Consider the following 14091-nt stretch of genomic DNA (forward strand, 5'->3'; position numbering starts at 1 on the left):
GGGACCGGGGCCGGTCAGGCCCGGGTCACGCCTTGCTGAGGTGGGACCAGAACTCGTCCCACGACAGGCGGCCGTCGCCGTTGTCGTCGCGCTGCTTGATGAGGGCCTCGGCGACCGTCTCGGTGACGTTGAAGTCACCCAGCTGGGCCATGACGCTCTTGTACTCCGCGGCGGTGATGAAGCCGTCCCCGTCCACGTCGTACCGGTTGAATGCCGTGCGTGCCGACTCGATGTCCGCCACTGCTTCCGCCCCTTCTCGGTGCTGTCTTTGACGGTGGTCAGATTAGCGGGCGGAGCGGTGTCCGATGATGGCGGTATGAGCGGTGACGTGACACGGATCCTGGAAGCGGCGGCGCGCGGGGAGTTCCCGCCCATGGACGGGGGGACGACGGTGGTGCCGCAGCCGGACCGGCGGGACGCCGGGGTGCTGGCCTTCACCGCCCACTCGGTGGTCTTCGCCGACGTCGACCCGGAGTGGGTGCGGGCGGAGCTGGCGGCGACCGGGAGCGACGCCCTCGCGGCCAGCATGAACCCCGGCTTCCTGGTGCGGCTGATGACGCGGACGGGCCGGCGGATGAACACGATCGACCTGCTGACGGTCGCCGACGCCCTGCCGGGCCCGCCGCCGGTGGAACTGCGGGAGATCGAGGACCCCGAGCACCCGCGGGTGGCACGGGCCCTGAAGTACCGCGACGGCGTACGGGTGTGGGCGGCGGACGGCGGGGTGCTGGTCCTGGGACGCGGGGTGGCCGGGCGGACGGAGGCGGCGATCGAGGTGGACGAGGGGGTCCGCCACCGGGGCCTGGGCCGGGCGCTGGCGATGGCGGCCCGCCATCTGACGCCGGACCCGGTGGTGTGGGCTCAGCAGTCGCCCGGGAACGCGCGGAGTGTGCGGACCTTCCAGGCGGCCGGGTACCGGCCGGTGGCGTCGGAGGCGCTGCTCACGGCCCGGTAGAGCGACGCACAGGCGTCCACTATATGGACGATCGAGGGAAACAATCGATGAACCGCATAGGCATTCACAGTTTGCAAGGTCAGTGCCGCACGTCACCAACGATTCACTGTTAAAACGTGCACCTATGTCCGTATTGACAACGATATGGGTTCTTGGCGATGCGGCCCGTCGTCTGTCATAGTCGAGGGAACGACCCCCATTGACCCGGGCCAGGTCGTCCAAGCGGCCGTGGATACACCCCCCCGTCCACGGCGCATCACACGGAAGCCCCCAGCCGCCTCACCATGGCGCACGGGGGCTTTCGTGCGTTCAGCGGTCGGTGACCCGCATCTCGAACCAGGTCGTCTTGCCGCGCGGCCCGAGGTCCACGCCCCACCGGTCGGAGAGCTTGTCGACGAGGAAGAGGCCCCGCCCGCTGACGTCGAGCTCGCCCACCGGCATCAGGCAGGGCAGGCCGCGCGAGGGGTCGCGCACCTCGATCCTGATCCGGCCGGGGCGCCGCTGGGCGCGGAGCGCGAAGACCCGGGCCCCGGTGTGCCGGACCGCGTTGCCCACCAGCTCGGAGACGAGCAGGACCGCGTGCTCGGCGAGGGTCGGGCCGAGCGCCCACTGGCGCAGCACCACGTACTGGGTCATCCGGCGGGCGATCCGGGCCGACTCGGGCTGCGACGGCAGACGGACGTCACCCTCCGCCGGGTTGCCGTACCGCTCCATCGCCGAGAGGGCCTCTTCGTCCTCGGGGGTCGGTGCCCACCGCGCGGCGGGCACACTCCCCTGCCGTGGTTGTTCCCTGCTCTCCAGGCCCGCCATGCCTCCCATCATGGCCGCCGGAGACGACCCGCGGAGGCCGTTCCGGTGGAATGGCCCCCGCGGGTGGGCGCGTCGCCGTGACGGTCCGTCGGACGACGGTCCGGGCGGCGGCGGGTCAGGCGAACTTGGCCTTGCCCGGGCCCTCCTCGACGAAGCTGCGCATGCCGGTCTCACGGTCCGCGGTGGCGAACAGCGCGGAGAACCACGTGCGTTCGAGGGCGAGGCCGGTGTCGATGTCGGCCTCCAGGCCCTGGTCGATCGCCTCCTTGGCGGCGCGCAGCGCCACCGCCGGGCCCTGCGCCAGCTTCGCGGCCCAGGCGTGCGCCTGCTGGTACACCTCGGCGGCCGGGACGACCCGGTCGACCAGGCCGAGGGTGAGCGCCTCCTCGGCCCGCACCATCCGGCCGGTGAAGATGAGGTCCTTGGCCTTCGACGGGCCGACCAGGCGGGAGAGCCGCTGGGTACCGCCGGCGCCGGGGATCAGGCCGAGCAGGATCTCGGGCTGGCCGAGCTTCGCGTTGTCGGCGGCGATCCGGTAGTCGGCGCAGAGCGCGAGCTCGCAGCCGCCGCCGAGGGCGTAGCCGGTGATCGCGGCGACGACCGGCTTCGGGATGCGGGCGACGGCCGTGAAGGAGTCCTGGAGCGCGCGCGACCGCTCGACCATGGCCACGTGGTCCATGACCTGCATCTCCTTGATGTCCGCGCCGGCCGCGAAGACCTTCTCGCCGCCGTACAGGACGACGGCGCGCACGTCGTCGCGGTCGGTGGCCTCCTGGGCCAGCTCGCGCAGCCGGTCCTGGGTGGCGATGTCCAGGGCGTTCATCGGCGGGCGGTCGAGGCGGATCGTGCCGACGCCGTCGGCGACTTCGAGGTTCACAGTCATGGGAGAGAGGTTAGTGGGCGTTAACGACGAGGGGCCCGGTGCTGTTGCTCACAGCACCGGGCCCGTCCGTGACGGCGGGGATCTAGGCGATCCACTCCGACCAGGACATGTTCCAGCCGTTCAGGCCGTTCTCCGGCTTGATCTGCTTGTCCTTCGAGTTCTTCACGACGACGACGTCACCGATGATCGAACGGTCGAAGAACCAGGCGGCCGGCGTGGAGCTGTCGCCCGCGCCCCGGGTGTCCGAGAGGCCGACGCAGCCGTGGCTGACGTTCTGCGAGCCGAAGGTGGACTTCGGGGCCCAGTAGTTGCCGTGCACGAAGGTGCCGGAGGTGGACAGGCGCATGGCGTGCGGCACGTCCTTGATGTCGTACTCCCCGCCGAAGCCGACGGTGGCGCCGTTCATCCGGGTCACCTTGTACTTCTCGCTGATGACCATCTGGCCGTTGTACGTGGTCGTGGACGGGGCGCCCGCGGTGATCGGCAGGGTCTTGATGATCGTGCCGTCGCGCTCGACCTTCATCGTCTTGGCGCTCGCGTCGACCGTGGAGACCTGGCGGCGGCCGATGGTGAAGGAGTAGGTCTTCTTCTGCTTGCCGTAGACGCCCGGGCGGCCCTCGACGCCGTCCAGGTTGAGCTCGACGGTGACCTTCGTCCCGGCCTTCCAGTACTCCTCGGGGCGGAAGTCGAGGCGGTCGTTGCCGAACCAGTGGCCCTTGATCTCGACGGCCGGCTCGGCCGTCACCTTGACGGCCTTCTCCACGGCCTCGGGGTCGGTGATGCCCCGGGTGAAGTTGATGGAGACCGGCATGCCGACGCCGACGGTCGTGTCGGCCTCCGGCGTGTAGTGGCCGATGAAGGTGTTCTTCGGGACCAGCGTGGTGAAGGTGGTGTCCTTCGCCGACTCGCGCCCCTCGGCGTCCTTCGCGCTCGCGTGGACCTTGTACTGGGTGCCGGCCGACAGGTGGGCCAGCGGCTCCCAGCTCGCGCCGTCCGCCGAGATCTTCCCCTCGATCGCGGCGCCCTCGGAGTCGGCGACCGTCACGGTCGTCAGCTTGCCCTGCTCGGCGGTGACCTTGAGGGCCCCGCTGGTGGCGACCGAGTCGGCGCCGTCCTTCGGCAGGATGGTCACGACCGCCCGGGAGGCGGCGTTGTCGGGCGCCGCGGTCCCCTGCCCGGCGCCGTCGGCTCCGGTCCCGCCGGCCTTCGACGGCTCCTCACCGCCGCAGGCGGTCAGGACCAGCAGCAGCGCCCCCGTCGCCAGGGCCCCGAGGCGGACACCCCGCCGCCGCGCCGACCGCCCCGATATCGGCTGCCCGTTCACTATGGTCTTCTCCCCTCGCACGACCCGGCCGCCGGCCGGGCCCCACCCCCTGTACGCACGTCCCGCGCACGGCGCTAGATAATCACACCGGAAGACACGAAAGTTCCACGTGAATGTCACCGTTCAGTCCCAGTCGGGACGGGGCCGGAGGCGGGCGGGGAGCGGCTCGCGTCCGGCCCAGGGGCCCGGGCGGGGTCAGCGGAGCGCGGACCCGGCCTTCCAGCCGTCCCAGTCGAGGTTCCAGCCGCCGAGGCCGTTGTCCGGAGCGACCTCGCGGTCCCGGGAGTTGACCACCTCCACGACGTCGCCGACGAGGCTCCGGTCGTAGAACCAGCCCGCCGGGGTGTCGGCGGCGCCGCCCTTCACGTCCCGCAGCCCCACGCAGCCGTGGCTGACGTTGGCCGAGCCGAAGGTGGAGGGGTCGGCCCAGTAGTTGCCGTGGATGAAGGTGCCGGACTCGGTGAGCCGCATGGCGTGCGGCACGTCCTTGATGTCGTACTCGCCGCCGAAGCCGACCGTGGCGCCGTTCATCCGCGTCACGTCGTACATCTCGGTGACCACCATCTTCCCGTTGTACGTGGTGGTCTTCGGCGCGCCCGCGGTGATCGGCAGCGTGGCCAGGACCCGCCCGTCCCGCCGCACCTCCATGGTGTGCGCGGCCGCGTCCACCAGGGCGACCTGGGAGCGGCCCACCGTGAAGCCGACCGTCTTGCGCTGGATGCCGTAGACACCGGGGGCGCCCTCGACGTCCCGCAGCCCCAGCTCGACCTTCACCTTCGTGCCGGCCGCCCAGTACCGGGCCGGGCGGAAGTCGAGCCGCTCCTTGCCGAACCAGTGGCCGACGACCTCGACCGGCGGGTCGGCGGTGACCCGGATCGCCCGCTCCACCTCGGCCCGGTTCTCGATCGGGCGGTTGAAGCCGAAGGAGACGATCATGCCGGCGCCGACAGTGGAACGGTTCTCCGGAGTGAAGTAGCCGATGAAGCGGGACTCCGGGACCACCGTGGTGAAGGTGGTGTGCCGGGCCGAGCGCCGTCCGTGCGCGTCGAGCGCCACCGCGTCCACGCTGTACTTCGCGGCGAGCGCGAGCCTGCCGCCCTCCGCGGGCCGCCAGCGCAGCCCGTCGGCGCTGACCTCTCCGGCCACGGCCGACCGGCGCCCGTCCGCCACCTGGGTCACGCTCACCCGTTCGAGGCGCCCGCTGTCCACCCGGACCTCCAGGGGACCTTCCGGGGGCACCGCCCGGCTGCCGTCCTCCGGGCTGACCCGGATCACGTCGCCGGGGGCCCGCGCCTTGCCCGGAAGGCCCAGGCCGACGCCTCCTTCCCCGTCCGATCCGGTGCAGCCGGCGAGACCCACGAGGAGCCCCGCGACCGCGAGGAGTTGCCCGGCCCGTTCCCATACACGTGTCACGCGTGGCCCAACGACGACCCCCCTCCAGGGGAAACGTGCGCGCGGGCCATGTTGGGGGGACGGCCCTGCGGGCAGAACAGGGGGGACGACCGGGAGTACACGAGGGTGCGGGAGGACGCGCGGGGGCCGGGGCCGGGACGCCCCTCCCCCGTCCGCGGGCCCGCCGGAGCCGCGGGAGGCCAGGGCGGTGTCGAGCACAGCCGAACAGCAGGCGGTACCGGAGCATGCCCGGGAACGGATCGCGCCCCCGGTGTGGCCGGGAGCGCCCACCCCGCTCGGGGCCCGCTTCCGGGTGGGTCCCGACGGGACCCGGGGCACCAACTTCGCCCTCTGGGCGGGCGGCGCGGAGGCGGTGGAGCTCTGCCTCTTCGCGCCGGACGGCACCGAGACCCGGCTGCCGCTGACCGAACTCACCCACGAGATCTGGCACGGCTTCGTGCCCGGCATCGGCCCGGGGCAGCGGTACGGCTACCGGGCGCACGGCCGCTGGGACCCGTGGACGGGCGCCCGCTGGAACCCGGCCAAGCTCCTCCTCGACCCGTACGCGCGGGCCGTGGACGGCGACTTCACCCTGCCCCCCGAGGTGTACGGGCACGTCCGCGACTGGCCGCAGCAGCACGTCGCCGACACCGTCCGCGACGAGCGGGACTCCGCCCCGCACGTGCCCAAGGGGGTCGTCGTCCTGGACGACGACGACTGGTCCGACGACCGCAGGCCCAAGACGCCCTGGCAGGACTCCGTCATCTACGAGGTGCACGTCAAGGGCTTCACCGCCCGGCACCCCGGCATCCCCGAGCACCTGCGGGGCACCTACGCGGGGCTCGCCCACCCGGCCGCGATCGACCACCTCGTACGGCTCGGCGTGACGGCCGTCGAACTGCTGCCCGTCCACCAGTTCGCCCACGAGGACCACCTGCTCCGCCGCGGCCTCGTCAACTACTGGGGCTACAACTCGATCGGCTACTTCGCCCCGCACGCCGGATACTCCTCCTCCGGCACCGCCGGACAGCAGGTCGGCGAGTTCAAGCGGATGGTCCGGGCCCTGCACGAGGCCGGCATCGAGGTCATCCTCGACGTCGTCTACAACCACACCGCCGAGGCCGGCGAGCTCGGCCCGACCCTGTCGCTGAAGGGCGTCGACAACCGCGGCTACTACCGGCTCCAGTCCGACGCCCGCCGGTACGCCGACTACACCGGCTGCGGCAACACCCTCCACGTCGTCCAGCCCCAGGTGCTCCGGCTCATCACCGACAGCCTGCGCTACTGGGTCACCGAGATGGGCGTCGACGGCTTCCGCTTCGACCTCGCGGCGGCCCTGGCCCGCTCGATGCACGACGTCGACATGCTCTCGCCGTTCCTCGCCGTCATCGCCCAGGACCCGGTGCTGCGCCGGGTGAAGCTCATCGCCGAACCGTGGGACGTCGGCAACGGCGGCTACCAGGTCGGCGCCTTCCCCCCGCTGTGGACCGAGTGGAACGACCGCTACCGGGACGCCGTACGGGACTTCTGGCGCGGGGCGCTGCCCGACGTGCGCGACCTCGGCTACCGGCTCTCCGGCTCCAGCGACCTGTACGCCTGGGGCGGCCGGCGCCCGTACGCCTCCGTCAACTTCGTCACCGCCCACGACGGCTTCACCCTGCGCGACCTCGTCACGTACGAGCGCAAGCACAACGAGGCCAACGGCGAGGGCAACCGGGACGGCACCCACGACAACCGCTCCTGGAACTGCGGCGCCGAGGGCGAGACCGACGACCCGGAGATCGGCGCGCTCCGGCTGCGGCAGCTCCGCAACCTCCTCACCACGCTGCTGCTCTCCACCGGCGTGCCGATGCTCGTCGCGGGCGACGAGATGGGCCGCACCCAGGGCGGCAACAACAACGCCTACTGCCAGGACAACGAGACGAGCTGGCTCGACTGGTCCCTCCCCGAGGACCCCGGCCGCGCCCAGCTCCTCGCCCTCACCCGGCGGCTCCTCGCGCTGCGCCACCGCCACCCGGTGCTGCGCCGCCGCGCCTTCTTCTCCGGCCGGCCGCAGGGCGCCGACGGGCTGCGGGACCTCGCCTGGTTCGGTCCCGACGGCACCGAGATGACCGAGCGGGACTGGTACGCGCCCTCGGCCACGCTCGCCCTCTACCTCTCGGGGCGGGACATACCGGGCCGGGACGAGCGCGGCGAACAGGTCCTCGACGACAGCTTCCTCGCCGTGCTCCACGCCGGCCCGGCCCCGCTGGACTTCCGGCTGCCCGGCGCGCCCTGGGCCCAGACGTACGAGCGGGTCCTCGACACCGCCCTCGACGACCAGACCGCGCCCCCGGGCACGCACCACCCGGGCGGCGGGGTGCTGCCGGTGGGGGCGCGGTCGGTGGTGCTGCTGAGGGTGGTGGGGTGAGGGCGGCGGGGTGAGCGGGGCGGGCGGCGGTGGCCGGAACGGGCTGGTGTCCGAAATTCGGATGAGACGTGTCAGTGGTGACTCGTAGGGTCGGACCTGATGCCCGAGAACCCTGAACCCCCCGAATCCGCCCCCGCCCGCCGTTCGGCCGTGCGGGTGCTGCTGCGGCTCTGGCCGTACGTCCGGCCCGTACGCGGGCGGTTCTTCACCGCCGCCGCCGTCGCGATCGTCGCCTCCTGTCTGTCGCTGGTCATCCCGCTGGTCCTGAAGTGGCTGGTGGACGGGCCGGTCGCGGACCGGGACCCGGGCGGGGTGTGGCTGGGCGCGCTCTTCCTGCTGCTGCTCGGCCTCACCGAGGCCGTGCTGTTCGGTCTGCGCCGGTGGCTGGTGGCCCGGCCGCTCTCCTCGGTGGAGGCGCGGATGCGGGAGGACCTGTACGGGCGGCTCCAGCGGCTGCCGGTCGCCTTCCACGACCGGTGGGCCTCCGGGCAGCTGCTGTCGCGCGGCACCACGGACCTGATGATCATCCGGATGTTCCTGGCCTTCCCGCTGACCTTCCTGCTGGTCAACGCGGTGACGATCGTGGCCGGCTGCGCGCTGCTGCTCGCCCAGGACGCGGTGCTCGCCCTGGTGCTGCTGACGCCGGTGGTGCCGGTGATGGTGCTGTGCTCGTACTTCGAGCGGCGGTACGGGGTGGTGGCGCGCCGGGCGCAGGACCAGGTGGGCGATCTGACGACGGTGGTGGAGGAGAGCGTCCTCGGCGTCCGGATCGTCAAGGGCTTCGGCCGGCACCGCAGCCAGGCGGACGCCTTCCGCCGGCTCGCGGCGCTGCTGCGCTCCACGGAGCTGTCCAAGGCGCGGCTGCTCGCCACGATCTGGGCGCTGATCACGGTCCTGCCGGAGCTGGCGATCGGCGCCGCGCTGGTGCTGGGCTCGGTGCGGGTCGCGGACGGCGGCCTGTCGGCGGGCACCCTGGTGGCCTTCCTGTCGACGGCGCTCGCGCTGCGCTGGCCGGTGGAGTCGATCGGCTTCCTGCTCGCGATGAGCCAGGAGGCGGTGACGGCGACGGAGCGGTACTTCGAGGTGATGGACGCCGAGGAGGAGCGGGACGCGGTCGCTCCGGGCGCCGGCGGCCCGGTGGTGCGGGACGCCGGCGGGCTGCGGTTCGAGGGCGTGTCCTTCCGCTTCCCGGACGCGCCCGACGGGGCCGCGCCGGTCCTGGACGGCATCGACCTGCACGTGCGGCCGGGCGAGACGCTGGCGCTGGTCGGGGCGACCGGCTCCGGCAAGACGACCCTGACGGCGCTGGTGCCGCGGCTGCACGAGGCGAGCGGCGGGCGGATCCTGCTGGACGGCGAGGACATCGCGCTGATGGGCCGTGAGCGGCTGCGGACCCTGGTGTCGGTGGCGTTCGAGGAGCCGACCCTGTTCTCGGCGAGCGTCGGGGAGAACGTGCTGATGGGCGCGGACGCGGCGGCCGGGGGGCCGGAGCTGGACCGGGCGCTCGGGATCGCGCAGGCGGACGGCTTCGTCGGCCGGCTGCCGGAGGGGGCCGGGACGCAGGTCGGCGAGCAGGGGCTGAGCCTGTCGGGCGGTCAGCGGCAGCGGCTCGCGCTGGCCCGGGCGGTGGTCGGCCGGCCGCGCTTCCTGGTGCTCGACGATCCGCTGTCGGCGCTGGACGTGCACACGGAGGCGCGGGTCGAGGCGGCCCTGCGCGAGGTGCTGAGGGAGACGACGGCGCTGGTGGTGGCGCACCGGCCGTCGACGGTGATGCTCGCCGACCGGGTGGCGCTGCTGTCGGGCGGGCGGATCGCTGCGGTGGGCACCCATCAGGAACTGCTGCGGAGCAGCGCCGAGTACGCCTGGCTGATGTCGGGGACGACCGCGGGCGAGGAGTCCGCGGAGACGGGAGACGCGGAGCGATGACGGAGACCACGCTCACGCAGCCGGAGCGGCTGGCGAAGGAGCGGGAGGCCGCCGGTCCCGGCGACCCGTTCGACCGGGACGACCTGCCGGCGCCGCGCGGCGCGACCGGGGCGCTGCTGCGTTCGCTGCTGGCCGCGCACCGGTTCCGGGTGGCGGTGGCGGCGCTGGTGCTGCTGGTGAAGGAGGCGGCGGTCCAGGCGGGCCCGCTGCTCGTGGCGTACGCGATCGACCGGGGGGTGCCGGCCTTCCGGGCCGGGGACCACGGTCCGCTGGTCGCGGTGGGGGCCGGGTACCTGCTGTGCGCGGTGGCCGCGGGGGCGCTCCAGTACGTCTTCGTGCGGGGTGCGGCGCGGATCAACCAGGACGTGCTGCTCGACCTGCGGGGGCGGATCTTCCGGCACGCGCAGGTGCTGAGCGTCGACTTCCACGAGCGGTACACCTCGGGGCGGCTGATCTCGCGGTCGACGACGGACGTGGAGTCGCTGCGGGAGCTGCTGTCGGAGGGGCTCCAGGAGCTGATCGGGGTCGTGCTGTCGTTCGTGTCGATCTCGCTGGTGCTGCTCTGGCTGGACCTGGGGATCGGGGCGGTGGCGGTGGCCTCGTTCGGTCCGCTGTACCTGCTCGTGCGGATGTACCGGCGGCGGGCGGGCGCGGTGTACGCGGAGCGGTCGACGGCGATCGCCGGGGTGATCGTGAGGTTCGCGGAGACGATGAACGGGATCCGGCCGGTGCGGGCCTTCCGCCGGGAGCGGGTGAACGACGCGGAGTTCGCGGGGCTGAACCACCGGCACGAGCGGAGCAACGGCGACGCGCTCCTGGAGATGGCCCGCTACGTGGTGGGGTCGCGGCTCGTGGCGAACACGGCGGTGACCGGGATGTGCCTGTGGGGCGCGTACCGGGTGGCCGGCGGGTCGCTGGAGCTGGGCGTGCTGGCGGCGGCGGTGCTGTACGTGCGGCGGCTGTACGACCCGATCGACCGGCTCGGGATGTTCCTCAACTCGTACGAGTCGGCGGCGGCCTCGCTGACCAAGATCGCGGGGCTGCTGGCGCAGGAGCCGGGCGTGCCGGAGGCGGCGGCTCCGCGCGAGCTGCCGGAGCGGGCCGGGGCGGCGCCGGGCCGGGAGGTGGTCTTCGACGGGGTGCGGTTCGCGTACCGGACCGGCGGCGAGGTGCTGCCCCGCTTCTCCCTGCGGATCCCGGCGGGCCAGACGGTGGCGGTGGTCGGGGCGACCGGCGCGGGCAAGTCGACGCTGGCGAAGCTGCTGGCGCGCTTCTACGACCCGACGGAGGGCCGGGTGCTGCTCGACGGCGTGGACCTGCGGGAGCTGGCGACGCCGGAGCTGCGGCGCGGGGTGGTGATGGTGACGCAGGAGGCGTTCCTGTTCTCCGGGACGGTCGCGGAGAACATCGCGATCGGGCGTCCGGACGCGACCCGGGACGAGATCGAGCGGGCGGCGAAGGCGATCGGCGCGCACGAGTTCATCGCCGGGCTGCCGGACGGCTACGACACCGACGTACGGAAGCGGGGTGGCCGGATCTCGGCGGGCCAGCGCCAGTTGGTGGCCTTCGCCCGGGCGCTCCTCGCGGATCCGGCGGTGCTGATCCTGGACGAGGCGACGAGCTCGCTGGACGTGCCGGGCGAGCGGGCGGTGCAGCACGCGATGGACACGGTCCTGGCGGGCCGTACGGCGGTGGTCATCGCCCACCGGCTGTCCACGGTCGAGGTCGCGGACCGGGTCCTGGTGATGGAGGCGGGCCGCGTCGTCGAGGACGGCACCCCCGCCGAACTGGTCGGCGGCGAGGGCCGCTACGCCGGCCTCCACCGCGCCTGGCGCGACTCCCTGACGGGCTGACGGACCACCGGGCCGCCTCCTCCCCCGGGGCGGGGCGGTCCGGCGGCGCGGGCGCCTGCCGGAGGGTGCCCGGGGCGGGTCCGGTGCGCGGGCCGTGCCGGCGTCGAGCGGAAGGCATGGTTCACGCCGACGTGATTCGGCCATCGGTTCGGTAAAGGCGGTCGGTGTCCGAAGGGCGGGACAGGGGGCGGAGGGCGGCGGTCCGGATATCCGCCCGCGCGGGGATCGCCGCACGGAGAACGGTGTGCGGCCGGCCGTTCAAGATCGATGAAACGTTCGCTTAACGAACACGCCCGTACGCGCAGCGGACGACTTCCGGCCAAGTTGTTGACGCGCTCCTGACAGGTACCGCCGGTAGCTGCCAGTCTCTCCCCCGGTTCCTCGCAACCACGTTCGCCGATTCACCCGATCGTGCTTCATCGCTCTGCTTGCTCCGCCCGGCCCGTCCACCCAGCGGCCGGTACCCCCCTCGCAAAAGGAGTTCGCGTGAGATCCACTCCCAGCCGCCGCGCCACCGCGACCGGCGCGCTCATCGCCGCCGCCGCCATGCTCGCCGTGGGCGTCCAGGCCGGCAGCGCCTCCGCCGACAACGCCGGGACGACCGCCCCCCAGGCGCAGGCCGCCGGGAAGGCCGACCCGGGCAAGCTCCCCGCCGACCTCTCCCCCGCCCAGCGCACCGCGCTGATCAAGGCCGCCGACGCCGACAAGGCCGAGACGGCCGAGGAGCTCGGTCTCGGCGCCCAGGAGAAGCTGGTCGTCCGCGACGTGGTCCAGGACCGCGACGGCACCACCCACACCCGCTACGAGCGCACCTACGGCGGACTCCCCGTCCTCGGCGGCGACCTGATCGTCGCCGAGTCCCGCGCCGGGGCCACCACCGCGGTCTCCAAGTCCTCCCGCGCGGAGCTGAAGAACGTCGACCTCGCCGCCACCGTCGCCCCCGCCGCGGCGGAGAAGCAGGCCGTCGGCCGCGCCGCCGCCGAGGGCTCCAAGGCCACCAAGAGCGAGCGCGCCCCGCGCAAGGTCGTCTGGATGGGCCAGGGCGGCGCCCCCGTCCTCGCGTACGAGACCGTCGTCGGCGGCCTCCAGCACGACGGCACCCCGAACGAGCTGCACGTCGTCACCGACGCCAGGACCGGCGCGAAGCTGTACGAGTGGCAGGCCGTGCACACCGGCACGGGCAACACCCAGTACAGCGGCCAGGTCACGCTCGGCACGGCGCCCTCGTACTCGCTGACCGACACCACCCGCGGCAACCACAAGACGTACAACCTCAACCGGGGGACGTCCGGCACCGGCACGCTCTTCTCCGGCTCGGACGACGTCTGGGGCGACGGCACCCCGCAGAACGCGGAGACCGCCGGCGCCGACGCCCACTACGGCGCCGCGCTCACCTGGGACTACTACAAGAACGTGCACGGCCGCAGCGGCATCCGCGGCGACGGCGTCGGCGCGTACTCCCGGGTCCACTACGGCAACGCCTACGTCAACGCCTTCTGGCAGGACTCCTGCTTCTGCATGACCTACGGCGACGGCGCGGGCAACACCAAGCCGCTCACCTCCATCGACGTGGCCGCGCACGAGATGACCCACGGCCTCACCTCGGTGACGGCCAAGCTCGTCTACAGCGGCGAGTCCGGCGGCCTCAACGAGGCCACCTCCGACATCTTCGCGGCGGCCGTCGAGTTCTACGCCAACAACGCGCAGGACAAGGGCGACTACCTCGTCGGCGAGAAGATCGACATACGCGGCAACGGCACCCCGCTGCGGTACATGGACAAGCCGAGCAAGGACGGCTCCTCCAAGGACTACTGGTACTCCGGCATCGGCAGCGTCGACGTCCACTACTCCTCGGGCCCGGCCAACCACTTCTACTACCTGCTCTCCGAGGGCAGCGGGGTCAAGACGGTCAACGGGGTCACCTACGACTCCCCGACCTCCGACGGCCTGCCCGTCACCGGCATAGGCCGCGACAAGGCCTCGCTGATCTGGTTCAAGGCGCTCACCACCAAGTGGACCTCGTCCACCAACTACGCGGGCGCCCGCACCGGCACGGTCGCCGTCGCGACCGAGCTGTACGGTGCGAACAGCCCCGAGGTCGCGGCCGTCGAGAACGCCTGGGCCGGCGTCAACGTCGGCTCCCGCCCCGGCGGCGGCAACCCCGGCGGCAAGGTCTTCGAGAACACCGCCGACGTCGCCATCCCCGACTCCCCCGGCGCCGCGGTCACCTCGACCGTCAACGTCACCGGCGTCACCGGCAACGCGCCGAGCAACCTCTCCGTCGGCGTGGACATCGTCCACACCTACAAGGGCGACCTCGTCGTCGACCTGATCGCGCCCGACGGCTCGGTCTACAACCTCCACAACCGCTCCGGCGGCAGCACCGACAACATCCAGCAGACCTACACCGTGAACGCCTCCTCCGAGGTCGCCAACGGTGCCTGGAAGCTCCGCGCCCAGGACAAGGCCGGCGCCGACACCGGCTACATCAACAGCTTCAAGCTGACCTTCCCGTAACCCGGGGGGCGAGAGCCCGAA

At 72.8% G+C, this 14091-nt stretch carries 10 protein-coding genes; 5 read left to right on the forward strand and 5 right to left on the reverse strand.

Annotated features, from left to right (window positions below; genetic code table 11):
• Positions 1-25: 25 nt before the first annotated feature.
• Positions 26-241: an EF-hand domain-containing protein gene (locus ACF1BN_RS17515; RefSeq protein ID WP_015036303.1), complete on the reverse strand. Its 216-nt coding sequence runs from the start codon at positions 239-241 to the stop codon at positions 26-28.
• A gap of 75 nt (positions 242-316) precedes the next feature.
• Between ACF1BN_RS17515 and ACF1BN_RS17520 the strand changes: the two genes are divergently transcribed.
• On the forward strand, positions 317-955 hold the full coding sequence (locus ACF1BN_RS17520) for a GNAT family N-acetyltransferase (RefSeq protein WP_392332486.1): 639 nt from the start codon (positions 317-319) through the stop codon (positions 953-955).
• 309 nt (positions 956-1264) lie between these two features.
• Here ACF1BN_RS17520 and ACF1BN_RS17525 read toward each other — a convergent pair whose 3' ends face one another.
• The 4 genes from ACF1BN_RS17525 to ACF1BN_RS17540 form a co-directional block, all read right to left on the reverse strand.
• The gene (locus ACF1BN_RS17525) at positions 1265-1765 is read right to left on the reverse strand and encodes an ATP-binding protein (protein ID WP_392332487.1); all 501 of its coding nucleotides are present in this window, start codon (positions 1763-1765) and stop codon (positions 1265-1267) included.
• A 115-nt stretch (positions 1766-1880) separates the two neighbouring features.
• Positions 1881-2648 (reverse strand): enoyl-CoA hydratase/isomerase family protein, encoded by a 768-nt coding sequence (locus tag ACF1BN_RS17530; RefSeq protein WP_392332488.1) that lies wholly within the window; start codon positions 2646-2648, stop codon positions 1881-1883.
• Between the two features lie 82 nt (positions 2649-2730).
• Entirely contained in the window at positions 2731-3972 is a 1242-nt protein-coding gene (locus ACF1BN_RS17535) for an Ig-like domain-containing protein (protein ID WP_392332489.1), read from the reverse strand.
• 195 nt (positions 3973-4167) lie between these two features.
• The gene (locus ACF1BN_RS17540) at positions 4168-5385 is read right to left on the reverse strand and encodes an Ig-like domain-containing protein (RefSeq protein ID WP_392332490.1); all 1218 of its coding nucleotides are present in this window, start codon (positions 5383-5385) and stop codon (positions 4168-4170) included.
• A 187-nt stretch (positions 5386-5572) separates the two neighbouring features.
• On the opposite strand from ACF1BN_RS17540, the gene glgX reads away from it, so the two are divergent.
• The 4 genes from glgX to ACF1BN_RS17560 all read left to right on the forward strand — a co-directional run bounded on the left by glgX (position 5573) and on the right by ACF1BN_RS17560 (position 14070).
• Entirely contained in the window at positions 5573-7774 is a 2202-nt protein-coding gene (glgX, locus tag ACF1BN_RS17545) for a glycogen debranching protein GlgX (protein ID WP_392332491.1), read from the forward strand.
• A gap of 99 nt (positions 7775-7873) precedes the next feature.
• On the forward strand, positions 7874-9700 hold the full coding sequence (locus tag ACF1BN_RS17550) for an ABC transporter ATP-binding protein (protein ID WP_392332492.1): 1827 nt from the start codon (positions 7874-7876) through the stop codon (positions 9698-9700).
• Positions 9697-11553, forward strand: a complete 1857-nt coding sequence (locus ACF1BN_RS17555; RefSeq protein WP_392332493.1) for an ABC transporter ATP-binding protein — start codon at positions 9697-9699, stop codon at positions 11551-11553. The genes ACF1BN_RS17550 and ACF1BN_RS17555 overlap by 4 nt, the downstream gene beginning before the upstream one ends.
• A gap of 486 nt (positions 11554-12039) precedes the next feature.
• On the forward strand, positions 12040-14070 hold the full coding sequence (locus ACF1BN_RS17560; RefSeq protein ID WP_392332494.1) for a M4 family metallopeptidase: 2031 nt from the start codon (positions 12040-12042) through the stop codon (positions 14068-14070).
• Positions 14071-14091: the final 21 nt, after the last annotated feature.

It is taken from the genome of Streptomyces sp. NPDC014861, assembly GCF_043081625.1.
Lineage (GTDB): Bacteria > Actinomycetota > Actinomycetes > Streptomycetales > Streptomycetaceae > Streptomyces.